Annotated in this window: 22 protein-coding genes and 1 tRNA gene; 14 read left to right on the top strand and 9 right to left on the bottom strand. The window is 71.4% G+C overall.

Annotated features, from left to right (window positions below; all coding sequences use genetic code 11):
* Nucleotides 1–249 precede the first annotated feature (249 nt).
* From ACZ6KO_RS25070 to ACZ6KO_RS25110, 9 genes are all read left to right on the top strand, one after another.
* Entirely contained in the window at nt 250–1,431 is a 1,182-nt protein-coding gene (locus tag ACZ6KO_RS25070; protein ID WP_469306356.1) for a ubiquitin-like domain-containing protein, read from the top strand.
* Entirely contained in the window at nt 1,428–2,342 is a 915-nt protein-coding gene (gene rsmA / locus ACZ6KO_RS25075; RefSeq protein ID WP_469306237.1) for a 16S rRNA (adenine(1518)-N(6)/adenine(1519)-N(6))-dimethyltransferase RsmA, read from the top strand. The genes ACZ6KO_RS25070 and rsmA overlap by 4 nt, the downstream gene beginning before the upstream one ends.
* Before the next feature lie 5 nt (nt 2,343–2,347).
* Complete coding sequence (locus ACZ6KO_RS25080) at nt 2,348–3,238, top strand: 4-(cytidine 5'-diphospho)-2-C-methyl-D-erythritol kinase (RefSeq protein WP_469306357.1); 891 nt, start codon at nt 2,348–2,350, stop codon at nt 3,236–3,238.
* 117 nt (nt 3,239–3,355) lie between these two features.
* Complete coding sequence (locus tag ACZ6KO_RS25085; RefSeq protein WP_469306238.1) at nt 3,356–5,155, top strand: ABC-F family ATP-binding cassette domain-containing protein; 1,800 nt, start codon at nt 3,356–3,358, stop codon at nt 5,153–5,155.
* Between the two features lie 147 nt (nt 5,156–5,302).
* Entirely contained in the window at nt 5,303–6,967 is a 1,665-nt protein-coding gene (locus ACZ6KO_RS25090) for an outer membrane protein assembly factor BamB family protein (protein WP_469306239.1), read from the top strand.
* An 86-nt stretch (nt 6,968–7,053) separates the two neighbouring features.
* Nucleotides 7,054–8,865 carry an outer membrane protein assembly factor BamB family protein gene (locus ACZ6KO_RS25095; RefSeq protein ID WP_469306240.1) on the top strand — a complete coding sequence of 604 codons (1,812 nt, stop codon included), beginning with the start codon at nt 7,054–7,056 and terminating at the stop codon, nt 8,863–8,865.
* A gap of 148 nt (nt 8,866–9,013) precedes the next feature.
* On the top strand, nt 9,014–9,700 hold the full coding sequence (locus ACZ6KO_RS25100; protein ID WP_401452167.1) for a response regulator transcription factor: 687 nt from the start codon (nt 9,014–9,016) through the stop codon (nt 9,698–9,700).
* A 150-nt stretch (nt 9,701–9,850) separates the two neighbouring features.
* Nucleotides 9,851–10,822, top strand: coding sequence for a UDP-glucose 4-epimerase GalE (gene galE, locus ACZ6KO_RS25105; RefSeq protein WP_469306241.1), 972 nt, complete (start codon nt 9,851–9,853; stop codon nt 10,820–10,822).
* A 604-nt stretch (nt 10,823–11,426) separates the two neighbouring features.
* Entirely contained in the window at nt 11,427–12,197 is a 771-nt protein-coding gene (locus tag ACZ6KO_RS25110) for a LuxR C-terminal-related transcriptional regulator (protein ID WP_469306358.1), read from the top strand.
* Here ACZ6KO_RS25110 and ACZ6KO_RS25115 read toward each other — a convergent pair.
* Nucleotides 12,156–12,653, bottom strand: a complete 498-nt coding sequence (locus tag ACZ6KO_RS25115; protein WP_362300578.1) for a MarR family winged helix-turn-helix transcriptional regulator — start codon at nt 12,651–12,653, stop codon at nt 12,156–12,158. The two genes, ACZ6KO_RS25110 and ACZ6KO_RS25115, sit on opposite strands and share 42 nt — an antisense overlap.
* A gap of 162 nt (nt 12,654–12,815) precedes the next feature.
* On the opposite strand from ACZ6KO_RS25115, the gene ACZ6KO_RS25120 reads away from it, so the two are divergent.
* The gene (locus tag ACZ6KO_RS25120; RefSeq protein WP_469306242.1) at nt 12,816–13,685 is read left to right on the top strand and encodes a trans-aconitate 2-methyltransferase; all 870 of its coding nucleotides are present in this window, start codon (nt 12,816–12,818) and stop codon (nt 13,683–13,685) included.
* Nucleotides 13,686–13,688: 3 nt separating this feature from the next.
* On the top strand, nt 13,689–14,051 hold the full coding sequence (locus tag ACZ6KO_RS25125; protein ID WP_469306243.1) for a VOC family protein: 363 nt from the start codon (nt 13,689–13,691) through the stop codon (nt 14,049–14,051).
* Nucleotides 14,052–14,202: 151 nt separating this feature from the next.
* On the opposite strand, the gene ACZ6KO_RS25130 is transcribed toward ACZ6KO_RS25125, so the two are convergent.
* The gene (locus tag ACZ6KO_RS25130) at nt 14,203–14,877 is read right to left on the bottom strand and encodes a TetR family transcriptional regulator (RefSeq protein WP_401452054.1); all 675 of its coding nucleotides are present in this window, start codon (nt 14,875–14,877) and stop codon (nt 14,203–14,205) included.
* Nucleotides 14,874–15,839, bottom strand: a complete 966-nt coding sequence (locus ACZ6KO_RS25135) for an acyl-CoA desaturase (protein WP_469306244.1) — start codon at nt 15,837–15,839, stop codon at nt 14,874–14,876. The genes ACZ6KO_RS25130 and ACZ6KO_RS25135 overlap by 4 nt, the downstream gene beginning before the upstream one ends.
* Nucleotides 15,840–16,042: 203 nt before the next feature.
* On the opposite strand from ACZ6KO_RS25135, the gene ppc reads away from it, so the two are divergent.
* Complete coding sequence (gene ppc / locus ACZ6KO_RS25140) at nt 16,043–18,772, top strand: phosphoenolpyruvate carboxylase (RefSeq protein ID WP_469306245.1); 2,730 nt, start codon at nt 16,043–16,045, stop codon at nt 18,770–18,772.
* Nucleotides 18,773–18,878: 106 nt separating this feature from the next.
* The gene (locus tag ACZ6KO_RS25145) at nt 18,879–19,445 is read left to right on the top strand and encodes a Uma2 family endonuclease (protein ID WP_469306246.1); all 567 of its coding nucleotides are present in this window, start codon (nt 18,879–18,881) and stop codon (nt 19,443–19,445) included.
* Nucleotides 19,446–19,451: 6 nt separating this feature from the next.
* Here the strand turns inward: ACZ6KO_RS25145 and pth are convergent, their stop codons facing one another.
* The 6 genes from pth to ACZ6KO_RS25175 all read right to left on the bottom strand — a co-directional run bounded on the left by pth (nt 19,452) and on the right by ACZ6KO_RS25175 (nt 24,518).
* The gene (gene pth / locus ACZ6KO_RS25150; RefSeq protein WP_469306247.1) at nt 19,452–20,045 is read right to left on the bottom strand and encodes an aminoacyl-tRNA hydrolase; all 594 of its coding nucleotides are present in this window, start codon (nt 20,043–20,045) and stop codon (nt 19,452–19,454) included.
* Nucleotides 20,046–20,137: 92 nt separating this feature from the next.
* Nucleotides 20,138–20,731: a 50S ribosomal protein L25/general stress protein Ctc gene (locus ACZ6KO_RS25155; protein ID WP_469306248.1), complete on the bottom strand. Its 594-nt coding sequence runs from the start codon at nt 20,729–20,731 to the stop codon at nt 20,138–20,140.
* A 181-nt stretch (nt 20,732–20,912) separates the two neighbouring features.
* Complete coding sequence (locus ACZ6KO_RS25160) at nt 20,913–21,890, bottom strand: ribose-phosphate diphosphokinase (protein ID WP_401452042.1); 978 nt, start codon at nt 21,888–21,890, stop codon at nt 20,913–20,915.
* Nucleotides 21,891–22,014: 124 nt separating this feature from the next.
* Nucleotides 22,015–23,463: a bifunctional UDP-N-acetylglucosamine diphosphorylase/glucosamine-1-phosphate N-acetyltransferase GlmU gene (glmU, locus tag ACZ6KO_RS25165; protein ID WP_469306249.1), complete on the bottom strand. Its 1,449-nt coding sequence runs from the start codon at nt 23,461–23,463 to the stop codon at nt 22,015–22,017.
* A 108-nt stretch (nt 23,464–23,571) separates the two neighbouring features.
* A tRNA-Gln gene (locus ACZ6KO_RS25170) sits at nt 23,572–23,644 on the bottom strand.
* Nucleotides 23,645–23,666: 22 nt separating this feature from the next.
* Nucleotides 23,667–24,518: a hypothetical protein gene (locus ACZ6KO_RS25175; RefSeq protein WP_469306250.1), complete on the bottom strand. Its 852-nt coding sequence runs from the start codon at nt 24,516–24,518 to the stop codon at nt 23,667–23,669.
* Between the two features lie 132 nt (nt 24,519–24,650).
* Here ACZ6KO_RS25175 and ACZ6KO_RS25180 point away from each other — a divergent pair, with 132 nt between their 5' ends.
* Entirely contained in the window at nt 24,651–25,925 is a 1,275-nt protein-coding gene (locus ACZ6KO_RS25180; protein ID WP_469306251.1) for a sensor histidine kinase, read from the top strand.
* Nucleotides 25,926–25,940: the final 15 nt, after the last annotated feature.

The following is a 25,940-nucleotide window of genomic DNA, read 5'->3' on the forward strand; positions in this document are numbered from 1 at the left end:
ACGGTGCCCGACGGTCAGCCCGGGCAGCACGCGCCCGTTGGGCTCGACGGGCCACACGGGGCCGGTAGGGCGGACGGGCCCGACGAGCCGGGTGGGCCGCACGGGCCCGGTGGGTTCGACGGGACCGGTGGGCCAAGTGGCCCCGGGGGGCCGTACGGGCCCGACGCCGCCGATGTACCCGGCCCCCGGCAGGGCCGGCGCCGCCGGGCCGCCCCGGCCCCCGCACCCGCCCCCGGCGTCCCGCCCGGCATCGCGCCCGACACCCCCTTCAGCCCGGCCCCGGCTGACGTCCCCGGCCCCGCCGGCCGCCGGGCCGCCCGCCGCGGGGCACGGGCCGGGCGCGACAGCTGGCGCCGGATCGTCCCGCAGGCCCTGGTCGTGGCCTTCCTGGCCGGCGGCACCTCCGCCTTCGTCGCCGCCGACAAGTCCGTCCGCCTCACCGTCGACGGCACCGCCCGCACCCTGCACACCTTCGCCGACGACGTCGACGAACTGCTGGCCGCCGAGGGCCTCGGCATCGGCCCCCACGACCAGGTCGCCCCCGGCCGCCACGCCGACCTCGACGACGGCGACGAGATCGTCGTCCGCTACGGCCGCCCGCTGCTCCTGACCCTGGACGGACAGCGCCGCCAGGTGTGGACCACCGCCCGCACCGTCGGCGGCGCCCTGCACCAGCTCGGCGTCCGCGCCGAGGGCGCCTACCTCTCCACCCCGCGCGCCACCGCCGTCCCCCGCGCCGGCCTCACCCTCAACGTGCGCACCGAACGCAGCGTCACCTTCCTCGCCGACGGCCGCGAGAGCACCATCCGCACCAACGCCGCCACCGTCCAGGAGGCCCTCGACCAGGCCGGCATCACCCTCCAGGGCCAGGACGCCACCTCCGTGCCCCCCGACTCCTTCCCCCGCGACGGCCAGACCGTCACCGTCCTGCGCATCACCGGCACCCGCGAGGTCCGCGAGGAGCGCATCCCGTACGAGACCGAGAAGGTCGAGGACGCCACCCTGTTCACCGGGACCGAGGTCGTCGAACGGGCCGGCCGGCCCGGCGCCCGCCGGGTCACGTTCGCCCTGCGCACCGTCAACGGAGTCCGGCAGAAGCCGCGCCGCATCGCCGAGGAGATCGTCCGCGAGCCCGTCACCCAGCGGGTCCTGGTCGGCACCCGCCCGCTGCCCACCTCGGTCGCGGGCACCGACGGCCTCGACTGGGGCGCGCTGGCCCACTGCGAGTCCGGCGGCCGGCCCTCGGCCACCGACGCGTCGGGCACGTACGGCGGGCTGTACCAGTTCGACGTCGCCACCTGGCGGTCCCTCGGCGGCAGCGGCCGGCCCCAGGACGCGAGCGCCGGCGAGCAGACGTTCCGGGCCAAGAAGCTCTACGTGCAGCGGGGGGCGAGTCCGTGGCCCCACTGCGGCCGTAGGCTTTACCGGTGAGCACCGCAGAGCAGCCCGAGCCGCAGCACGGCACCCCCGACACCCCCAGCACCCTCCTGGGGGCCGCCGACATCCGCGAACTGGCCGCGGTCCTCGGCGTACGCCCCACCAAGCAGAAGGGGCAGAACTTCGTCATCGACGCCAACACCGTGCGCCGGATCGTCCGCACCGCCGAGGTACGGCCCGACGACGTGGTGGTGGAGGTCGGGCCCGGGCTCGGCTCGCTGACGCTGGCCCTGCTGGAGGCCGCCGACCGGGTCACCGCCGTCGAGATCGACGAGGTGCTGGCCGCCGCGCTGCCCGCGACGATCACCGCCCGCATGCCGCAGAAGGCCGACCGGTTCGCGCTGGTCCACTCCGACGCCCTGCACGTGCAGGAGCTGCCGGGCCCGCCGCCCACCGCGCTGGTGGCCAACCTGCCGTACAACGTCGCCGTGCCGGTCCTGCTGCACATGCTCGACCGGTTCCCGACCATCGAGCGCACCCTGGTCATGGTCCAGGCCGAGGTAGCCGACCGGCTCGCCGCCCGGCCCGGCAACAAGGTCTACGGCGTGCCCTCGGTCAAGGCCAACTGGTACGCCGACGTCAAGCGCGCCGGGGCCATCGGCCGCAACGTCTTCTGGCCCGCGCCCAACGTCGACTCCGGGCTCGTCGCGCTGACGCGCCGTACCGAGCCGGTGAAGACCACCGCCACCAAGGCCGAGGTCTTCGCCGTCGTCGACGCCGCGTTCGCCCAGCGCCGCAAGACCCTGCGGGCGGCCCTGGCCGGCTGGGCCGGCTCGGCCGCGGCCGCCGAGAGCGCCCTGGTCGGCGCCGGGATCTCCCCGCAGGCCCGCGGCGAGGGCCTGACCGTCGAGGAGTTCGCCCGCATCGCCGAGCACAAGCCCGCCGCCGAGAGGGCCGCCCTGTGAACCCCGTGAGCGTCACCGTCCGCGTGCCCGCGAAGGTCAACGTCCAGCTGGCGGTCGGCGCCGCCCGCCCCGACGGCTTCCACGACCTCGCCAACGTCTTCCTCGCCGTCTCCCTCCACGACGAGGTCACGGCCACCCCCGCCGAGGAGCTGCGCGTCACCTGCGAGGGCCCCGACGCCGACCAGGTCCCCCTGGACCGCACCAACCTCGCCGCCCGCGCCGCCGAACTCCTCGCGGCCCGCCACGGCATCGAGCCGGCCGTCCACCTCCACATCGACAAGGCCATCCCCGTCGCCGGCGGCATGGCCGGCGGCAGCGCCGACGGCGCCGGAGCCCTCCTGGCCTGCGACACCCTGTGGGGCCTGAACACCCCCCGCGAGGAACTCCTGGCCCTGTGCGCGGAGCTCGGCAGCGACGTCCCCTTCAGCCTGGTGGGCGCCGCCGCCCTCGGCACCGGGCGCGGCGAGCACCTCACCCCCGTCCCGGCCGGCACCTTCCACTGGGTGTTCGCCGTCGCCGACGGCGGGCTGTCCACCCCGGCCGTCTTCCGCGAGTTCGACCGCCTCACCGCCGGCACGGCCGTCCCCGTACCGCAGGCCGACCCGGCCCTGCTGGCCGCCCTGCGCTCGGGCGACGCCGAAGCCCTCGCCAAGACGCTGGCCAACGACCTCCAGCCGGCCGCCCTCTCGCTGCGCCCCCGGCTGGCCGACACCCTGGCCACGGGCACCGCCGCCGGCGCCCTGGCCGCCCTGGTCTCCGGCTCCGGCCCCACCACGGCCTTCCTGGTCCCCGACCCGGCCACCGCCGCCGCGGTCGCGGCCGCCCTCGAAGCCTCGGGCACCTGCCGCACCACCCGCACGGCCACGTCCCCGGCCCCGGGGGCGGCCGTCGTGTGAGGGCGGGCGTCGGCATCGGGATGGTCCGGGGGCGACCGGGCGGCGGTGGAGCGGTCCGGTCCCGTGCGGAAGGTTAGGCTGAGGGGCTGATCCATCCCCCTACCTGGAGCGCGTCTGATGGCCGTCAATCTGGTCAATGTCGAGGCAGTCAGCAAGGTGTACGGCACCCGTACCCTGCTCGACGGCATCTCCCTCGGCGTGTCCGAAGGGGACCGGATCGGAGTCGTCGGCCGCAACGGCGACGGCAAGACCACCCTGATCCGCATGCTCGCCAAGCTGGAGGAGCCCGACAGCGGCCGCGTCACGCAGAACAGCAGCCTGCGCATGGGCGTCCTCACCCAGCACGACTCCCTCGACCCCGCGGCCACCATCCGCCACGAGATCATCGGCGACATGGCCGACCACGAGTGGGCCGGCAACGCCAAGATCCGCGACGTGCTGACCGGTCTGTTCGGCGGACTGGACCTGCCCGGCTTCGGCCAGGGCCTGGACACCGTCATCGGCCCGCTCTCCGGCGGCGAGCGCCGCCGCATCGCGCTCGCCAAGCTGCTCATCGCCGACCAGGACCTCCTCGTCCTCGACGAGCCCACCAACCACCTCGACGTCGAGGGCATCGCCTGGCTCGCCGGGCACCTCCAGGCCCGCCGCTCCGCCCTCGTCTGCGTCACCCACGACCGCTGGTTCCTCGACCAGGTCTGCACCCGCATGTGGGACGTCCAGCGCGGCGCCGTCCACGAGTACGAGGGCGGCTACAGCGACTACGTCTTCGCCCGCGCCGAGCGCGAACGGATCGCCGCCACCGAGGAGTCCAAGCGGCAGAACCTGATGCGCAAGGAGCTGGCCTGGCTGCGCCGCGGCGCCCCCGCCCGCACCTCCAAGCCCCGCTACCGCATCGAGGCCGCCAACGAGCTGATCGCCGACGTGCCGCCGCCGCGCGACCGCTCGGAGCTGATGCGCTTCGCCAACGCCCGCCTGGGCAAAACGGTCTTCGAGCTGGAGGACGTGACCGTCCAGGCCGGCCCCAAGACCCTCCTCAAGCACCTCACCTGGCACCTGGGCCCCGGCGACCGCATCGGCCTGGTCGGCGTCAACGGCGCCGGCAAGACCTCCCTGCTGCGCGCGCTGGCCGAGGCCGCCCGCAGCCAGGGCGACACCCAGCCCGCTGCCGGCACCGTCACCGTCGGCAAGACCGTCAAGCTCGCCTACCTCTCCCAGGAGGTCGGCGAACTCGACCCGTCCCTGCGGGTGCTGGAAGCCGTCCAGCGCGTACGCGACCGCGTCGACCTCGGCAAGGGCCGCGAGATGACCGCCGGTCAGCTGTGCGAGCAGTTCGGCTTCACCAAGGAGAAGCAGTGGACGCCCGTCGGCGACCTCTCCGGCGGTGAGCGGCGCCGGCTGCAGATCCTGCGCCTGCTGATGGACGAGCCCAACGTCCTCTTCCTCGACGAGCCCACCAACGACCTCGACATCGAGACCCTCACCCAGCTGGAGGACCTCCTCGACGGCTGGCCCGGCTCCATGATCGTGATCTCCCACGACCGGTTCTTCATCGAGCGCACCACCGACACCGTGATGGCGCTCCTGGGCGACGCCACCCTGCGCATGCTGCCGCGCGGCCTGGACGAGTACCTGGAGCGCAGGCAGCGGATGATCGAGGCGGCCACCCCGGCGCCCGCCCCGGCCGCCGCCACGAAGTCCACCTCCTCCGGCGACGCGCGCGCCGCGAAGAAGGAACTCCAGAAGATCGAGCGGCAGCTCAACAAGCTCGCCGACCGCGAGTCCAACCTGCACGCCCAGATCGCCGGCCACGCCACCGACTACGACAAGGTCGCCAAGCTCGACACGGAGCTGCGGGAACTGCTCGCCGAGCGCGACGAGTTGGAGATGCGCTGGCTGGAGCTCGCCGAAGAGGCCTGACCGCACGGCCCCGCCGGCCTGATCACGACGGCGTCACGGGCCGGTCCGCCCTTGGGAACAGGGGTGCGACCGGCCCGTCCGACGTGCGGCGCGAGTGATAGAAAGGTCATCCCCCTCACTCCCGCCGAACGCCGAAGGTCCGTGCCGATGACTGTGCCGCCGCAGCCGAACCAGCCGCCCGTACCGGACGGTTACGGACATCTGCCCGGCCCGCCGCAGCAGGGGTACGGCCAGCCGCCCGCGGGCCCCAACCCGTACGCCCAGCAGCCCCCGCACGCCGGCGCACCCCACCCGGGCCACGGCTACGGATACCCGCAGCCGCCGACGCTCCCGCAGCCCTACCCGGCCCCCGCCGCCCCCGGCGGCCCCGGCAAGCCGCCCCGCAGCAAGCGGACGGCCCTCGTCGCCGCCGCCGTGGCCGCCGCGCTGGCCCTGGGCGCCGGCGGCTACTTCGTCCTCGCCGGCGACGACAAGAACGGCGGCGAGCCCGCCGCGCAGGGCTCCGCCCCGGCCGGTGCCGGGCCCTCGGCCAGCCCCTCCGTCGACAAGGGCGACGGCAAGGGCGACGGCAAGGGCGGCGGGACGGAACCCGACCTCAACTCCGGCCGCAAGCCCGGCGAGGACCGCGTCCTGTGGCTCAAGACCAACTCCGTCGAGCTGCCCGGCGGCGGCGCTCCCGCACCCGCCCAGTGGGTCGTCGGCGACACCGTCGTCAAACTCGCGTACAAGACCGTCACCGGCTACGCGGTGACCGACGGCAAGGAACGCTGGAGCGTCACCCTGCCCGGCACGCTCTGCGGGGCCACCCCCAACCAGGCCTCCCCGGACGGCAAGACCGTTCTCGCCTACAAGAGCGGCGACTCCGGCGAGTCGGAGTGCAACCAGCTCAAGATGATCGACCTCAAGGCGGGCAAGGAGGGCTGGACCAAGGAGGTGCCCAAGGAGGGCATGTTCGACATCATGACCGAACTCACCCTGGCCATCTCCGGCGACACCGTCGCCGTCAGCCGCCTGGGGTCCAGCAGCGCCTTCAAGGTGAGCACCGGCGACCGGCTCTTCGCCCGTACCGAGGAGCCCACCACCGACCCCGGCGGCTGCAAGCCCGAGACGTACGCCGGCGGGCCCAAGCTGGTCACCGTCGCCCTCTGCACCGACGCCGGCGCGGAACTCCAGGGCGCCGACCCGGTCACCGGCAGGACGACGTGGCACTACCGGCTCCCCAAGGGCTGGAAGGTCTCCAAGATCTACTCGGTGGACCCCGTCGTCATCGACGCCACCAACAAGGAGAAGAACGAGCGCTCCATCGCGGTCGTCGGCACCGACGGGAAGCTGCGCACCCAGCTCAGCGGCGACGGCAAGTTCGCTGCCCGCTGCGGTCTGACGCTCGTCGACCGCTCGTTGCAGAACTGCACCGGCGTGGTCGTCGACGCCGCCACGAACACCATGTACCTGCCCACCGAGGGCCGTTCGAACGAGATCGTCGCCTTCGACCTGGGCACCGGCAAGTCCACCTGGCGCACCCCGGCGGGCCCGAACCGCGAGGTGATCCCGCTCAAGGTCGAGAACGGCCAGCTGTACACGTACCTGGCCGGCGATGACGACAAGGGCGGCGAGGTGCAGTCGGTCCCCCTGGGCGGCGGCAAGGCCACCACGGTGCTGCGCAACCCCTCGGCCCCGGCGGCCAAGGTCGAGAACACCATGCTCTCCCCGCAGATCGACTTCGTGGACGGACGGCTGTTCCTCTCCTCCACCCACCTGGCGGGCAGCAGGGACGGCTCGCCCGAGAAGCTCCTGATGGTCTTCGGCAAGTGAGCCCGGCCGTACGTCGGCACGTGAGCCGGCCGTACGTCGGCACGTGACTTGGAAATCGTCCGGCAAGTGAGAGGCAACGACACCCCATGAGTACCCCGCCACCCCCTCCGAACCAGCCGCCCGCCGGCGGCTTCGGAGCCCCCCAGGATCCCCCGCCGGGCGGCTTCGGCGCCCCGCAGAACCCCCCGCCGGGCGGCTACGGCACCCCGCAGACCCCGCCCCCGGGCGGCGGCTTCGGCGCGCCCACGCCCCCGCCCCCGCAGGGCCAGCCCGGCCAGCCCGGGTACGGCTACCCCCAGCCCGGCTACGGATACCCGCAGGCCCCGCCGCCGGCCCAGCCCGGCTGGACGCCCCCGGCGCCCGCCCAGGGCGGCTACCAGCAGCCCCCGGGCACCCTGCCCCCGCCGCCGTTCGGCCCGCCGCCGGGCACCCTGCCCCCGCCGCCCCCGGGCGGCGGCAACGCCAAGCGTAACCAGCTGATGATCATCGGCGCGGCGGTCGTCGCCATCGCCGTCATCGTCGCGGGCGGCTTCTGGCTGGTCTCCGGTGACGACGGCGGTGGCAAGCAGGAGGCCACCGGCGGCCAGAGCAGCGCCGGCGGCGACAAGCCCGGCGGCGGCACCGCCGCGGGCGGCGGCACCGAGAAGGTGCCCTCCAACACCAAGTCCAAGACCCTGGTCAACGTCCCGCAGCCGACGGTCGAGGACCTCGTCAACGTCAAGGGCTCCTGGATCAACGACACCGTCTACGCCAAGTCGGACGTCGCCAAGATCGTCGGCTACAACCTGACCGACGGCGCCAAGAAGTGGGAGATCCCCTTCGGCGGCCAGCTGTGCGGCGCCAGCCGGCACATCAGCGACAACAAGACCGCCGTGCTGTTCCAGGAGGGCATGCCCTCCGCCCAGAACAAGTACCCGCGCTGCAACCAGGCCGCCGTCATCGACCTGAACACCGGCAAGCTCGTGTGGTCCGGCGGCGCCCAGTCCGTCACCAGCGGCGACAAGAAGGTCGAGTTCAAGGAGATCACCATCTCCGGCCAGACCGTCGCCGCGGGCGGCCTGCAGGGCGGCGCCGCCTGGAACCTGGCCGACGGCAAGAGCCTGTGGGTGCCCAAGGCGGACGCCGAGAAGTGCTACGACCTCGGCTACGCCGGCGGCGAGGCCCTCGCCGTCATCCGCAAGTGCGGCGACTACGGCCAGCAGTACCTCCAGGCCCAGATCCTCGACCCGGCCACCGGCGCGCCCAAGTCCTCGTACAAGATGAGCGCCGGCATCGAGTGGGCCAGCATCGTCTCCACCAAGCCGCTGGTCGTCGGCGCCGACGTCGGCCGCACCGCCAAGAACGGCACCGGCGTCAGCGACCTCTTCGTCATCGACGACGCGGGCCAGCTCAAGAGCAAGATCGAGCTGACCTCCGGGAACTACGAGCCCGAATGCGGCGCCGTCGAGGTCGAGTCCTGCACGAAGATGGCCGTGGGCAACGGCAAGGTGTACCTGCCCTCCATCGAACACCAGGGCCAGTCCGCCGCGGCCCGCACCAACGAGATCCTCTCCTTCGACCTCAACACGGGCAAGCAGACCACCGACCGCGCCGACGCGGGCGAGCGGTACTCGATGCTCCCGCTGCGCATGGACGGATCGAACATCATCGCCTACAAGGTGCCCCCGTACGACAAGGGCGGCCAGGTCGTCAGCATCGACCCGGCGACCATGAAGCAGACCGTCCTGATGGAGAACCCGGCGGAGAAGGACATCCGCCGCGCCGAGACCAGCTTCTCGCCCGACCACGCCGAGTTCCGCTACCACAACGGCCGGCTGTTCATCTCCCAGCAGCTGGTCAGCAAGCCCTACAGCTCCGGCGACCCGCGCTACCTGTTCGTTTCCTTCGCGGCCAACTGACGGCCGCGACCGGCCCGCGGACACGACGACGCGTCCACAAGCCCCCGGAAGGTCCGTCCTTCCGGGGGCTTTAACGCGGGTAACCGGCACACGCCGTCGAACAAGCGTGTAGCTTGCCGGGTCAGAAGGGTCGGGGGTGGGGGCCGTAATGGGCGTACGGGTCGTGGTGGTCGACGAGCACCGGCTGCTGGCCGAGGCGCTGGCCTCGGCCCTGAAACTGCGCGGGCACCGGGTGCTCGCCGCGGCCGCCCCGGCCGCGGGCGCCGCCGAGCTGGTGATCGGCCGGGCACCGGAGGTCTGCCTCTTCGGCACGGCCGCCCCGGCCGAACCCGGCGTCTTCGAACCGGTGGTGCGCATCCGCCGCGAACGCCCCCAGATCGCCGTCGTCGTCCTGGGCCCGGTGCCCAGCCCCCGCGGGATCGCCGCCGCCTTCGCCGCCGGCGCCTGCGGCTACGTACGCCAGGACGAGCGCATCGAGGGCGTCGAGCGGGCCCTGGCCAAGGCCCGGGCGGGCGAGGCGGCCGTCGCCCCCCAGCTGCTCCAGGGCGCCTTCGCCGAGCTCCTCAACCCCGCCGTCCAGCCCGACGACGAGGGCAGCCGGCTGCTGCGGCTGCTGACCCCGCGCGAGGCCGAGGTCCTGGTGCGCGTCGCCGACGGCGAGGACACCCGCCTGATCGCGGCCGGCATGGCCATCGCGCCGAGCACCGCCCGTACGCACGTGCAGCGGGTCCTGATGAAGCTGGGCGTCGGCTCCCGGCTGGAGGCGGCCGCGCTGGCCGCCCGCACCGGCCTGCTGGAACGGGCCGCCGGCGCGCGCACCGCGGCCGGGGAATGAGCGGCGGCCGCAGCCGGGCGGCCGCCGATTTCCCCGCGGGACCGGAAATGGGGTAAGCCAGAGATGCGAACCCCGCATCCCATCAGCATCCCCATCTCCATCCCATCCCCAGCTCCTGACGAGTGCATTCATGCGAGAGGTAGTAGGCGAGTGAGCAAGTACCTGGTCACCGGCGGCGCCGGATACGTGGGCAGCGTGTGCGCGGCCCATCTCCTGGAGGCCGGCCACGAGGTCACCATCCTCGACAACCTCTCCACCGGCTTCCGCGAGGGCGTCCCCGCCGGCGCCGCCTTCATCGAGGGCGACATCAAGGACGCGGCCCGCCACCTGGACGCCTCCTACGACGCCGTGCTGCACTTCGCGGCGTTCTCGCAGGTCGGCGAGTCGGTGGTGAACCCGGGCAAGTACTGGGACAACAACGTCGGCGGCACCATGGCCCTGCTGGCCGCCATGCGCGAGGCCGGCGTGACCAAGCTGGTCTTCTCCTCCACCGCCGCCACCTACGGCGAGCCCACCGAGGGCCTGCTCACCGAGGACGCGGCGACCCGGCCCACCAACCCCTACGGCGCCACCAAGCTCGCCGTCGACCACATGATCGCGGGGGAGTGCGCGGCGCACGGCCTGGCCGCCGTCTCGCTGCGCTACTTCAACGTCGCCGGCGCCTACGGCGCGTACGGCGAGCGCCACGACCCCGAGAGCCACCTGATCCCGCTGGTGCTCCAGGTCGCGCAGGGCCGCCGCGCGGCCATCTCGGTCTTCGGCGAGGACTACCCGACCCCCGACGGCACCTGCGTACGCGACTACATCCACGTCGCCGACCTCGCCGACGCGCACCTGGCGGCACTCGACGCGGCCGTCGCCGGCGAGCACCTCATCTGCAACCTGGGCAACGGCAACGGCTTCTCCGTGCGCGAGGTCATCGAGACCGTCCGCAAGGTCACCGGCCACGAGATCCCCGAGGTCGTCGCCGAGCGCCGGGCCGGCGACCCGGCCGTCCTGGTCGCCTCCGCGCGGCGCGCCCACGACCGGCTCGGCTGGACGCCGCGCCGCGCTGACCTCGCCGGGATCGTCGCCGACGCCTGGGAGTTCGCCCAGCGCCGCGCCGCGCAGCCCTCCGCCTGACGCCCGCGGCGTTCCCGACGCCGCGGCTCCCACCCCGTACGACCCCGTACCGCCCTGTCGAGGCGTACGGCCCCGTACGGTCCCGTACCGCCCTGTGGAGCCCGTACGACCCTGTACGACCCCGTACGGCTCCGTACGACCCCGCCGATCCCGCCGGCTCACAACGGCCCGGGACGGCTCACGGCCCCGGCGCGCGCACTCGTCCGCGCGCCGGGGCCGTGCCTTGTGCGCGGGCGCCCAGCGTGCGCACGCCGGGTGAAATGCCCCCCGTGCAACTGCCCGTGGCACGCGCCGTCCCCGGCGCCGCGTTCCGGGCCACCTCCAGGGACCGTTTCCGGCCACGCGCGGGCCCGTCCGGAGCGCCCGGGCCGGAAAATCGCCGGGAAAACTTCTGCTATTCGGCCAACCGCGAGACGCTGACCGTCCTACGCTGATGCGTGACACCGGTGGGGGCCGGTGTTGATTCAGGGGTCGAGACACGTCGGGTACGGCGTCCGGTCCGGGGTAGTCCAGTGGTGTCACGGCGGCGGCCGCGGCGCTCGCGGATCACCGGGTCCGGGCGTCGTACCCGCGGTCGTCCGTTCCCCGACCCTTGGGGGTGTCTGTGGTTCGTATCCGGGTTCTCGTAGTGGACGATCACCGAATCTTCGCCGAGTCGCTCGCCGCGGCGCTCGCCGCCGAGCCGGACGTGGACGTGTCCGCGGCCGGCAGCGGCGCCGCGGCCCTGCGCTGTCTGGACCGCGCGGCCGGCGAGGGCCGGCGTTTCGACGTCCTGCTGGTCGACGCCGACCTCGGCGCCGCGGCCGGCGCCGGCGCCGTACCCGCGCAGCGGGAGCCGGGTTCCGTACCCGCGCCGCCGGGCGACGGCATCGCCCTGGTCGCGGGGGTGCGCACCGCGCACCCGGCCGTCCGTACGGTCGTGCTGGCCGAGCGTGACGATCCGCGCCGGGCGGCGCTGGCCCTGCAGGCCGGGGCCTCGGGCTGGGTGGCCAAGGACTGCTCGCTCTCCCGGCTGCTCGCGGTGGTCCGGGGCGTGCTGCGGGAGGAGACCCATCTGCCGCCCGCGCTGCTGACCGGGGTGCTGCGGGAGCTGACCGCGGCGCGCAAGCACCGCAGCGACAGCGAACGGCTGGTGGAGTCGCTCACCCCGCGCGAGCACGAGGTGCTGCGGTGCATGGTGGCGGGCCTGGGCCGCAAGGACGTGGCCGCCCGGCTGTTCCTCTCCCCGCACACCGTCCGCACCCACATGCAGAACGTGCTGGGCAAGCTGGGCGTGCACTCCACGCTCGCGGCCGTGGCACTGGCCCGGCGGGCGGGCGTACGGCCGGCGGAGCTAGCCGGGGATGTTGTCGAACGGAGCGGTCAGCTGGCGTAGCAGGGCCGCGAGGTCCCCGCGCTGGCCCCGGGAGAGCTGGGCGAGGATGGCCCGCTCCTGGGCGAGCAGCCCGGCGAGCGCCTGGTCGGCGCGGTCCCGGCCCTCGGGGGTCAGGCGCACCAGGACCCCCCGCCGGTCGCTGGGGTCGGGCAACCGCTCGACCAGGCCCTTCTTGGCGAGCCGGTCGATCCGGTTGGTCATGGTGCCGGAGGTGACGAGCGTCTGGGTCAGAAGTTGCCCGGGGGAGAGCTGGTACGGCGCTCCGGCGCGGCGCAGCGAGGTGAGGACGTCGAACTCCCACGGCTCCAGGCCGTGCTCGGAGAAGGCGAGCCGGCGGGCCCGGTCGAGGTGGCGCGCGAGCCTGCTGACGCGGCTGAGCACTTCGAGCGGTTCCACGTCGAGGTCAGGGCGCTCCCGCCGCCATGCCGCGACCAATCGGTCGACCTCGTCCTCCATGCCGATCAGTGTAATGGGTCTATCGACGTGAAGTATCTTGATGACAAGTTTCTCGTAATCAAGTCTCTTGACGTCGAGATATATTTCGGGTGACCATGGGGCATGGAGGGGGCCGGGAACAGCTTCCGCTTCAACCCGCCCCGCCAGCAGGGAGGCTCGAACATGCATTCCGATACCGCGTCGGACATCCGTCCCCGGATGACCACCGAGGGCCCCACCCCCTCCGCGCCCACCTGGGACCCCCAGCAGTACCTGCGCCACGCCGGTCACCGCACCCGCCCCTTCCTCGACCTCCTCAGCCGGATACCCGATCTCCCCGACCCCTCCCCCCGCATCGCCGACCTCGGCTGCGGCCCCGGCAACGTCACCGCACTCCTCGCCGACCGCTGGCCCAAGGCCCGGATCACCGGCTTCGACCTCTCCCCGCAGATGCTCCACCGCGCCGAGCAGGAGTACGCCGGCCCCACCCACGGCGGCGGCAGCCTCGACTTCCGCCCCGCCGACCTCGCCACCTGGCTGCCCGAAGAGCCCTACGACCTGATCGTCTCCAACGCGGCCCTCCAGTGGGTCCCCAGCCACCCGGCCTCGTTCCCGGCCTGGATCAACGCTCTCCACCCCGGCGGCACCTTCGCCTTCCAGATCCCGGGCAACTTCGGCGCCCCCAGCCACAACCTCCTGGCCGCCCTCTGCGACACCCCGCGCTGGCGGCCCCGCCTCGCCGGCCACGGCGCCCGCTACACCCATCTGCTCGAACCCGCCGAATACCTCGCCCGCCTCACCGAACTCGGCTGCGCCGTCGACGTCTGGGAAACGACGTACTACCAGCTGCTGACCGGCGAGGACCCCGTCCTCGACTGGGTCAAGGGCACCGCCCTGCGCCCCGTCCTGACCGCCCTCGGCGACGACGAACAGGCCGTCTCCGACTTCCTCCTGCAGTACCGCGACCTGCTGCGCGGCGCCTACCCGCCCGGCCCCCGCGGCACCGTCTTCCCGTTCCGGCGCATCTTCGCCATCGCCCGCAAGGAGGCCTGACCCATGCTGAGTGCCGTCGACCACGTCCAGCTCGCCGCACCCCCCGGATCCGAGGACCGGCTGCGCGCCTATTACGAACACGTCCTGGGAATGACGGAGATCCCCAAACCGCCCGTCCTCGCCGCCCGCGGAGGATGCTGGTTCGCCGCCGGACCGGTCCAGCTCCACCTGGGCATCGAGGACGACTTCCACCCCGCCCGCAAAGCCCACCCCGGCCTGCGCGTCACCGGCATCGAGGCGTACGCCGACCGGCTGCGCGAGCGCGGCGCCACGGTCGTCTGGGACGACAACCTCCCCGGACACCGCCGCTTCTACTCCGAGGACCCCGTCGGCAACCGGCTCGAATTCCTCGAACCGCTGACGTAACCCCTGACGTAACCCCTGGCGTAACCCGTGACGTAACCCGTGACGTGACGACCCCGGAACCCACATGGCGGTGCCCCGCCGCCCGGACGAACCGTCCGGGCGGCGGGGCACCGCCACACGTCCTTCCCCGCCCCGCACCGGGGCGGGCACCTCAGCTCTTGCGGTGACCCACCAGACGCGGCTTGGACTCCAGACCGTCCAGCCCGTGCCACGCCAGGTTCACCAGGTGCGCCGCCACCTCCGCCTTCTTCGGCTTGCGCACGTCCAGCCACCACTGACCCGTCAGCGCCACCATCCCCACCAGCGCCTGCGCATACAGCGGCGCCAGCTTCGGATCGAACCCCCGCGCCTTGAACTCCAGGCCCAGGATGTCCTCCACCTGCGTCGCGATATCACTGATCAACGACGCGAACGTGCCCGTCGACTGCGCCACCGGCGAGTCCCGCACCAGGATCCGGAACCCGTCCGTATAGGACTCGATGTAGTCCAGCAGCGCGAACGCCGCCTGCTCCAGCAGCTCCCGCGGATGCCCCGCCGTCAGCGCACCGGTCACCCCGTCCAGCAGCTGGCGCATCTCACGGTCCACCACGACCGCGTACAGCCCCTCCTTGCCACCGAAGTGCTCGTACACCACCGGCTTGGACACCCCGGCCTTCGCCGCGATCTCCTCCACCGACGTGCCCTCGAACCCCTTCTCGGCGAACAAGGTGCGCCCGATGTCCAGCAGCTGCTGACGCCGCTCCGCGCCCGTCATCCTCACCCGGCGGCCGCGCCGGGGCCTGTCACTGCTGGAATTACTGCCGTCGTTCGCCACGCCCTCCATCATGCCGCGTTCGGCGCGTCCTCCCTGCGCCGGGCATCGATCCGCGACTCCGACGGCCAGCGCACGTCCGTCGCCCACCCCAGCTGCTCGAACCAGCGGATCAGCCGCGCACTGGAATCCACCTGCCCGCGCAGCACCCCGTGCCGCGCCGACGTCGGGTCCGCGTGGTGCAGGTTGTGCCACGACTCACCGCACGACAGGACCGCCAGCCACCACACGTTGCCACTGCGGTCACGCGACTTGAACGGCCGCTTGCCCACCGCGTGACAGATCGAATTGATCGACCACGTCACATGGTGCAGCAGCGCGACCCGCACCAGCGACCCCCAGAAGAACGCCGTGAACGCACCCCACCACGACATCGTCACCAGACCCCCCACCAGCGGCGGGATCGCCAGCGACAGCATCGTCCAGAAAACGAAGTCACGGCTGATCCGCCGGATCGCCGGATCCTTGATCAGATCCGGCGCGTACTTCTGCTGATCGGTCTGCTCCTCGTCGAACAGCCAGCCGATGTGCGCCCACCACAGGCCCTTCATCAGCGCCGGGACGCTCTCCCCGAACCGCCACGGCGAATGCGGGTCACCCTCCGCGTCGGAGAACTTGTGGTGCTTGCGGTGATCGGCCACCCACCGCACCAGCGGCCCCTCCACCGCCATCGACCCCATGATCGCCAGCGCGATCCGCAACGGCCGCTTCGCCTTGAAGGAACCATGCGTGAAGTAACGGTGGAAACCGATGGTGATCCCGTGGCACGCCAGGAAATACATGAACACCATCAGCCCCAGATCCAGCCAGCTCACCCCCCAGCCCCACGCCAGCGGAACCGCGGCCACCAGCGCCACGAAGGGAACAGTGATGAACATCAGCAGCGCGACCTGCTCGATCGACCGCTTGTTCTCGCCTCCACGCGTCGCGGACGGCAGCACGGCGGCGTCCTCGATCAAATCGGGGGTGAGCGTCATAAGGGTCCCCTGGGGGGTGAGATACGGGGGCTACGGAACCGTAACCTACGGCAACGTAAGTATGGCAAAACCGCGCCCCGCGACAAGTACCAGAACCTCCAGGACATCACCCCCCACCAGCCCACCTATCCTTAGGACACGTCGGACAGCGCGGTCCGCCCCAGTAGTAGCGCTCGTACGTAACACTGCAAGGAGCCGCACCTGTGAGCAGTGCTGACCAGCCCACCCCCATCGCAGAGCTGCGCGCGGACATCCGCCGACTCGGCGACCTCCTCGGCGAGACCCTCGTCCGCCAGGAAGGACCGGAACTCCTCGACCTCGTCGAACGCGTCCGGGCCCTGACCCGCACCGACGGCGAAGCCGCCGCCGAGCTGCTCGGCGACACCGACCTGGAGACCGCCGCCAAGCTCGTACGCGCCTTCTCCACCTATTTCCACCTCGCCAACGTCACCGAGCAGGTGCACCGCGGCAAGGAGCTGCGCGCCCACCGTGCGGCCGAGGGCGGACTCCTCGCCCGCACCGCCGACATGCTCAAGGACGCCGACCCCGAACACCTGCGCGAGACGGTCAAGAACCTCAACGTCCGGCCCGTCTTCACCGCACACCCCACCGAGGCGGCCCGCCGCAGCGTCCTCAACAAGCTGCGCCGCATCGCCGCCCTCCTGGAGGAGCCCGTCACCGGCGCCGGCGACCGCCGCCGCCACGACCTGCGCCTCGCCGAGAACATCGACCTCGTCTGGCAGACCGACGAACTGCGCGTCGTCCGCCCCGAGCCCGCCGACGAAGCCCGCAACGCCATCTACTACCTCGACGAACTGCACGCCGGCGCCGTCGGCGACGTCCTCGAGGACCTCGCCGCCGAACTCGGCCGCGTCGGCGTCGAGCTGCCCGCCGGCACCCGCCCGCTCACCTTCGGCACCTGGATCGGCGGCGACCGCGACGGCAACCCCAACGTCACCCCCGACGTCACCCGGGACGTGCTGATCCTCCAGCACGAACACGGCATCACCGACGCACTCGAACTCATCGACTTCCTGCGCGGCCTGCTGTCCAACTCCATCCGCTACACCGGGGCCACCGAGGAACTCCTCGCCTCCCTCCAGGCCGACCTCGAACGCCTCCCCGAGATCAGCCCCCGCTACAAGCGGCTGAACGCCGAGGAGCCCTACCGCCTCAAGGCCACCTGCATCCGGCAGAAGCTCCTCAACACCCGCGAACGCCTCGCCAAGGGCACCCCGCACGAGGAAGGCCGCGACTACCTCGGCACCGCCGAGCTCCTCACCGACCTCACGCTCATCCAGACCTCCCTGCGCGAGCACCGCGGCGCCCTCTTCGCCGACGGCCGCATGGACCGCACCATCCGCACGCTCGCCGCCTTCGGCCTCCAGCTCGCCACCATGGACGTCCGCGAACACGCCGACGCCCACCACCACGCACTCGGCCAGCTCTTCGACCGCCTCGGCGAGGAATCCTGGCGCTACGCCGACATGCCCCGCGACTACCGGCAGAAGCTCCTCGCCAAGGAACTCCGCTCCCGCCGCCCGCTCGCGCCCACCCCGGCCCCCCTCGACGCCGCCGGCCACAAGACCCTCGGCGTCTTCTCCGCGATCAAGGACGCCTTCGAGAAGTTCGGCCCCGAAGTCATCGAGTCCTACATCATCTCGATGTGCCAGGGCGCCGACGACGTCTTCGCCGCCGCCGTCCTCGCCCGCGAAGCCGGCCTCATCGACCTCCACGCCGGCTGGGCCAAGATCGGCATCGTCCCGCTCCTGGAAACCACCGACGAACTCAAGGCCGCCGACGTCATCCTCGACGAGATGCTCGCCGACCCCTCCTACCGGCGCCTGGTCTCCCTCCGCGGCGACGTCCAGGAAGTCATGCTCGGCTACTCCGACTCCTCCAAGTTCGGCGGCATCACCACCAGCCAGTGGGAAATCCACCGCGCCCAGCGCCGCCTGCGCGACGTCGCCCACCGCTACGGCGTACGCCTGCGCCTCTTCCACGGCCGCGGCGGCACCGTCGGCCGCGGCGGCGGCCCCTCCCACGACGCCATCCTCGCCCAGCCCTGGGGCACCCTCGAAGGCGAGATCAAGGTCACCGAACAGGGCGAGGTCATCTCCGACAAGTACCTCGTCCCCTCACTCGCCCGCGAAAACCTGGAACTGACCGTCGCGGCCACCCTCCAGGCCTCCGCCCTCCACACCGCCCCCCGCCAGTCCGACGAAGCCCTCGCCCGCTGGGACGCCGCCATGGACGTCGTCTCCGACGCCGCCCACACCGCCTACCGGCACCTCGTCGAGGACCCCGACCTCCCCGCCTACTTCTTCGCCGCCACCCCCGTCGACCAGCTCGCCGACCTCCACCTCGGCTCCCGCCCCTCCCGCCGCCCCGACTCCGGCGCCGGACTCGACGGCCTGCGCGCCATCCCCTGGGTCTTCGGCTGGACCCAGTCCCGCCAGATCGTCCCCGGCTGGTACGGCGTCGGCTCCGGCCTCAAGGCCCTGCGCGAAGCCGGCCAGGAAGACGTCCTCACCGAGATGGGCACCCGCTGGCACTTCTTCCGCAACTTCCTGTCCAACGTCGAAATGACACTGGCCAAGACCGACCTGCGGATCGCCCGCCACTACGTCGACACCCTCGTCCCCGACCACCTCAAGCACGTCTTCGCCACCATCGAAGCCGAACACGCCCTCACCGTCGCCGAGGTCCTGCGCATCACCGGCGGGAACAAGCTCCTCGACTCCAACAAGGTCCTCCAGCAGACCTTCGCCGTCCGCGACGCCTACCTCGACCCCATCTCCTACCTCCAGGTCTCCCTCCTGGCCCGCCAGCGCGCGGCGGCCGCCGCCGGCGAAGCCCCCGACCCGCTGCTCTCCCGCGCCCTCCTGCTCACCGTCAACGGCGTCGCAGCAGGCCTCCGCAACACCGGCTGACGCCGGCCCTATCACCATGGGCTCCGGTGTCCGGGTCCATCACCCGTTGCGGTGACAGACCCGGACACCGGACCCCGGCACCGCCGTGAGCGACGACAATCGCTCCATGGCACAGCACTGGCCAAGACCCCCGGTGAACGGGTACACCGTCGACGACCTGATGACGTTGCCCGGCCTCCCGCGGCACACCGAGCTGATCGACGGGAGCCTCGTCTTCTCCGCGCGCCAGCAGTCGTTCCACTCGACGATGATCGATCTGCTGACCGCGGGCCTACGCCAGTGCTCGCCTCCCCGGTTCAAGGTGGTGCGCGAAGCGGCGATCGTGCTGGACCGCCGTAACGGCCCCGTGCCGGACATCGCCGTCGTGAGCGCGAGCGCCCACACCAGCAGGCACCAGTGGTCCTACGCGGCCACCGAGACCTCGCTCGTCGTCGAAGTCGTCGCCCCGGACTCCGAAGTGCGGGACACCGACACCAAGCCGCGCAAGTACGTTGCTGCGGGCATCCCCAGCTTCTGGCGCGTGGAGCACCAGGGGAACACCCCACTCGTGCACCTCTTCCAGCTGGACCCGCTCAACCGGACGTACGTACCTTCCGGCACTCAACGGGACCTGGTCACGGCCCACGTCCCGTTCCGCACGGACATCGACCTGACCGAGCTCGACCAGCTGTAGCCCCCGTCAGGAGTTGTACGTCGACTGCGCCCGCTCCAGGCCCTCCAGGACCAGGCACTCCACCGCATCCGCCGACCGGTCCACGAACCAGTCCAGCTCCTTGCGCTCCGTCGACGAGAAATCCTTCAGCACGAAATCCGCGACCTGCATCCGACCCGGCGGACGCCCGATACCGCACCGCACCCGGTGGTACTCCGCACCCATCGCCTTCGTCATCGACTTCAGCCCGTTGTGCCCGTTGTCCCCGCCACCCAGCTTCAGCCGCAACGTCGCGTAATCGATGTCCAGCTCGTCATGGACGGCGATGATCCGCTCCACCGGCACCTTGTAGAAGTCCCGCAGCGCCGTCACCGGACCGCCCGACAGGTTCATGAACGACATCGGCTTCGCCAGCACCACCCGCCGGCTCCCCGGCCCCGCAGGACCGATCCGCCCCTCCACCACCTGCGCCCGCGCCTTGTGCGCCTTGAACTTCCCGCCGATCCGCTCCGCCAGCAGATCCACCACCATGAAACCGATGTTGTGCCGGTTCCCCGCGTACTCGCCACCGGGATTGCCCAGCCCCACGACCAGCCAGGGAGTCGTCGCGTCGTCCGCCATCGAAAAGAGCTCCTTAACAGGGACGACCGCCGCCCCGCTCCAGTGGAGCAGGACGGCGGCCGGTTACGCAAAAAAAGCGGGAGAGACCGGGATCAGGCCTCCGCCGACTCCTCGCCCTCGGCAGCCTCGGCCGCCGGCTCCTCGGCCTGCGGGGCCACGACCTGCAGAACGGCGGTCTCGCCGTCCACAGCCAGGGTGGTGCCCTTCGGCAGGACCAGGTCCTTGGCGTGGATCGACGCGCCGGCCTCCAGGCCCTCGATGGAGACGGTCACGGCCTCCGGCAGGTGGGTCGCCTCGGCCTCGACCGTGATGGTCGTCAGCAGGGTCTCCAGCATGTTCGCACCCGCGGCCAGCTCACCCTCGGTCTGGACCGGAACCTCGACCGTGACCTTCTCGCCCTTCTTGACGATCAGGAAGTCGACGTGCGAGATCGTGCGCTTCAGCGGGTGACGCTGCACGGCCTTCGGCAGAACCAGCTCGGTGCCGTCGCCCGCGATGTCCAGGGAGATCAGGACGTTCGGGGTCTTCAGCGCCATCATCAGACCGTGGCCCTCGACGTTGACGTGCTTCGGGTCCTGGCCGTGACCGTAGATGACCGCGGGGGTCAGGGCGTCGCGACGGGCCTGGCGGGCAGAGCCCTTGCCGAAGGTGGTACGGAGCTCAGCGGAAAGCTTGACCTCGGACATGCTCACTCCTCGTGGGGTGACGAAAAACGGACAAGGTCACCCGGCCAGCACACGGCCTGCTACGAAGAGCGCGTCGATAACGGAGCATCCGCACCACCAAACGGGTACGGCCTCCCTCGCCGAGCAACTTCATGAGTCTACCCGGCGGGAAGGCCGCACTTCAAAAGGATCTACGCAGCGACTACTGCTGCTCCTCGAACAGGCTCGTCACCGAACCGTCCTCGAACACCTCACGCACCGCACGCGCGATCATCGGCGCGATCGACAGCACCGTGATCTTGTCCAGCTCCAGGTCCGACGGATCCGGCAGCGTGTTCGTGAACACGAACTCGCTCACCTTCGAATTCTTCAGACGATCCGCCGCCGGCCCCGACAGGATGCCGTGCGTCGCCGTCACGATCACATCCTCCGCACCGTGCGCGAACAGCGCCTCCGCCGCCGCACAGATCGTGCCACCCGTGTCGATCATGTCGTCGACCAGGACACACACCCGGCCCTTGACCTCACCCACGACCTCGTGCACCGTCACCTGGTTCGCGACGTCCTTGTCACGCCGCTTGTGCACGATCGCCAGCGGTGCGTCCAGACGGTCGCACCAGCGGTCCGCCACCCGCACACGACCCGCGTCCGGAGACACGATCGTCAGCTTCGTACGGTCCACCTTCGCACCCACGTAGTCCGCCAGCACCGGCAGCGCCGACAGGTGATCCACCGGACCGTCGAAGAAGCCCTGGATCTGGTCCGTGTGCAGGTCCACCGTCAGAATCCGGTCCGCACCCGACGTCTTCAGCAGATCCGCCACCAGACGCGCCGAGATCGGCTCACGGCCCTTGTGCTTCTTGTCCTGACGCGCATACCCGTACGACGGGATGATCACCGTGATCGAACGGGCCGACGCACGCTTCAGCGCGTCGATCATGATCAGCTGCTCCATGATCCACTTGTTGATCGGAGCCGTGTGGCTCTGGATCAGGAAGCAGTCCGCACCACGAGCCGACTCATGGAAACGAACATAGATCTCACCATTCGCGAAATCGAAAGCCTTGGTCGGCACGAGGCCGACGCCCAGCTGATGCGCGACCTCCTCGGCCAGCTCGGGGTGGGCGCGGCCGGAGAAGAGCATCAACTTCTTCTCGCCGGTCGTCTTGATCCCGGTCACAGCACAGTCTCCTCAGACGTGTTGAAAGCTGCTCGCCCCCATGTGCGTCCGTCCCGCACACGGTGAGCCAGCCGAATTGCGTGCACCTATCACGGTACGCCGTCCCAGACGTACCCGTTTCCGGTCAGTTGTCAGCAGAGTCCGCCCGGACCGCCGACTGAGCCGCCGAAGCAGCAGCACTCCCCGGACGCTTACGAGCCACCCAACCCTCGATATTCCGCTGCTGACCACGGGCCACAGCCAGCGCACCGGGCGGCACATCCTTGGTGATCACAGAACCCGCGGCCGTGTACGCCCCGTCCCCGATCGTGACAGGAGCCACAAACATGTTGTCCGACCCCGTCTTACAGTGCGAACCCACCGTCGTGTGGTGCTTGTGCTCACCGTCGTAATTCACGAACACACTCGCCGCGCCGATGTTCGTGTACTCACCGATCGTCGCGTCACCCACGTACGACAGATGCGGAACCTTCGTCCCCTCACCGATCGACGCGTTCTTCATCTCCACGTACGTCCCGGCCTTCGCCTTCGGCCCCAGATCCGTACCCGGCCGCAGATACGCGAACGGACCCACCGACGCCTCCGCACCCACCACGGCACCATCCGCCACCGTGTTGTCCACCCGCGCCCCGGCACCCACCCGGGTGTCCTTCAGCCGCGTGTTCGGACCCACCTCGGCCCGCTCCGCGACGTGCGTGGCACCCAGCAGCTGCGTCCCCGGGTGGACCAGCGCGTCCTGCCCGAACGTCACCGTCACGTCCACGAACGTACTGGCCGGGTCCACCACCGTCACGCCCGCGAGCATCGCCCGCTCCAGCAGCCGCGCGTTCAGCAGACCACGGGCCTCCGCCAGCTGCACCCGGTTGTTGATCCCCAGGATCTCCCGGTGATCGCGCCCGACCGAGGCACCGACCCGGTGCCCCGCCTCGCGCAGGATCCCCAGCACATCGGTGAGGTACTCCTCGCCCTGGCTGTTGTCCGTCCGCACCTTGCCCAGCGCATCGGCCAGCAGCGCCCCGTCGAACGCGAAGACCCCGGAGTTGATCTCACGGATCGCGCGCTGCGCGTCGGAGGCGTCCTTGTGCTCGACGATGGCCGTCACGGCGCCGCCGGCGTCCCGCACGATCCGCCCGTACCCGGTGGCGTCCGGCACCTCGGCGGTCAGCACGGTGACCGCGTTGCCGTCGGCGGCGTGGGTCGCGGCCAGGTCGCGCAGGGTCTCACCCGTCAGCAGCGGGGTGTCGCCGCAGACCACGATCACGGTCCCGCTGACGTCCTCGGTGGCCAGCTCCTGCAGGGCCATCCGGACGGCGTGACCGGTGCCGTTCTGCTCGTACTGGACGGCGGTGCGCACGCCGGCGTCGATCCCGGCCAGGTGCGCGGTGACCTGCTCCCGGGCGTGCCCGACGACCACGACGAGGTGGGCGGGGGCCAGCTCACGGGAGGCGGCGACGACGTGACCGACGAGCGAGCGCCCGCAGATCTCGTGCAGGACCTTCGGTGTGGCCGACTTCATGCGGGTGCCCTCACCCGCTGCGAGGACGACGACGGCTGCCGGGCGGTTGGCGCTCACGGGTGTGCCCTTCGGCTTCGGGGGTGGACGCACGAAGGATACCGGTGGGTCAAGGGGGGCGAACGAGTGCGGGTCCCGACCGGCAGGTCAGGACCCGAACGTGCAGAGCTCCCCCGTCAGGACTCGAACCCGAACCTAATGGCACCAAAAGCCACTGTGCTGCCAATTACACTACGGGGGACCATTACCGGCCAAATCGGACACTACGTCTCGGTGATCCGGCCGACGGCTCCTACTATGCCGCACCATGCGCCTTCGATGCGACGGTAGAGGTCGCAGCTGGCCGATACGTAGACGACCAGGCAGCCGCGGTAGTCCGCTCCCGTGTTCTTCCGGACGGTCTTCGGGTTGTGCTTCTTCAGGGTGGTCTTCTGCAGCTGGGCTCGATCCACGCCGACGAAGTCCGCCCAGTACTGCTCCGCCCCGGCGACGTCGGCGGACTCGTGGATCATCACGCGGAAGCGGAGGCGCTCGCTGGGGATCTCCAGCAGGTGGAGCCACGCCAGGTAGACGTGAATGACCCCCGGGTCGCTGTTGATGAAGATGACGCTCTCGCGGCGTCGGTACGTCTTGCTCTTGGAGCCCTCGGCCCAGTACAGGGCCACTCCGGCGAGGAACAGCTCGCGGTCGGAGAGTGCGCCGACTGCTTCTTTCGCGGCGCCCAGGGCTGCCTCTCGCGCCGCCTCGCGGAGCGGTCCCTCGTGTTCCCAGCGCTTCCTGGCCGCGTCCCTGCCCTGTTCCTGCGGCGTGCGCCGGTCCACCTTCGGCAGGTCCCTGACCCACAGTGAGATCGAGCTCTTCGAGCAGCCCAGTTCGACCTGGATCTGGTCGTAGGTCAGGCCCTGGAGGCGTAGCTCGCGGGCGCGGTCGCGGAGGTCGTCCTTGGCGTTGGGGCGTTTGGTCCACTCGGGGGCGGGTTCGCCCTCCAGGAGGCGGTTGAGGATGTCGTTGTTGTCCACGTGCAGGCGGTCGCGGATCTGGCGGCGGCTGAGGCCTTCGCGGCGGAGGGCGACGGCCTGGGTGCGGAGTGCCTCGAAGTCGGCGTATTTGTTCATGGCGGCAGGATTCGTCCGGAATTCGGGGTCGGGGGTCCGTTCTCCGGGTGATTCAGTCGTACGTGCGATTACCGCGTGTTCGCCGGATTTTCCGCCGTCGGTGTGCTGGGGCCCGCCCGTACGCTGGGCGGTATGACCAGTACGGGGGAAGAGCAGGGCGGGACGGGTCGCGCCGGGCCGTTGTGGTGGGGGCGGCCGCGGGCGGCGGCGCTGGACGTGGGGCTGGCGGTCGTGTCGGCCGTCGAGTGCGGGTTCGAGGGGGTCGAGGTCGCCCGGGAGGCCGGGCTGCCGACGTGGGTCGCGGTGGGGCTGGCGGCGGTGGTGGGGGCCACGCTGGTGTTCCGGCGGCGGTGGCCGATCGCGGTGGTGCTGATCGGCGTGGCGGTGTCGCCGGCGGCGATCGGGTTCCTGCTGGCGGTGGTGGGGCTGTACACGCTGGCGGCGTCGGAGGTGCCGCGGCGGATCACGGTGACGTTGGCGTCGATGTCGTTCGTGGCGACGTTCGTCGTGATGTACGTGCGGACGCGGGCCGATGTGGACGGTGACATCGGGCCGGGGTTCGTGGTGTCGCTGGCGGTGTTCATCGCGGTGGCGGTCAATGTGCCGCCGGTGCTGCTGGGGCTGTACATGGGGGCGCGGCGGCGGTTGATGGAGAGCCTGCGGGAGCGGGCGGATTCGCTGGAGCGGGAGTTGTCGCTGCTGGCGGACCGGGCCGAGGAGCGGGCGGAGTGGGCGCGTCAGGAGGAGCGGACGCGGATCGCGCGGGAGATGCACGACGTGGTGGCGCACCGGGTGTCGTTGATGGTGGTGCATGCGGCGGCGTTGCATGCGGTGGCGCTGAAGGATCCGGTGAAGGCGCAGCGGAATGCGGCTCTGGTGGGGGATATGGGGCGGCAGGCGCTGACGGAGTTGCGGGAGATGTTGGGGGTGTTGCGGGCGGTGCCCCCGGTGGTGGTGGCGGCCGAGGTGGCGGCTGTGGCGGCGGTGTCTGTTCCTGTGGCGGTGGAGGAGGACGGGCCGTCGTTGGGGCGGCTGGAGGTGCTGGTGGGGCAGTCGCGGGCGGCGGGGCTGGTGGTGGAGCTGGAGGTGCGTGGGGAGGTGGTGGCGTATCCGGCGGTGGTGGAGCAGACGGCGTACCGGGTGGTGCAGGAGGCGTTGACGAATTGCCACAAGCATGCGCCGGGTGCGGCGGTGGTGGTGCGGTTGGCGCATCGGGAGGGGGAGGTGGCGATGCAGGTGGAGAACGGGGTGGCGGACGGTTCGGCGGTGCGGCCGGGGTTGCCGAGTGGGGGGAATGGTCTGGTGGGGATGCGGGAGCGGGTGCTGGGTCTGGGTGGGGTGTTCGTGTCGGGGCCGACGGAGGCGGGGGGTTTCCGGGTGTCGGCGGTGTTGCCGCACGCGCGGTAGGGCCGTGTGCGGCCG

The organism is Streptomyces sp. NPDC042102, from assembly GCF_055582305.1.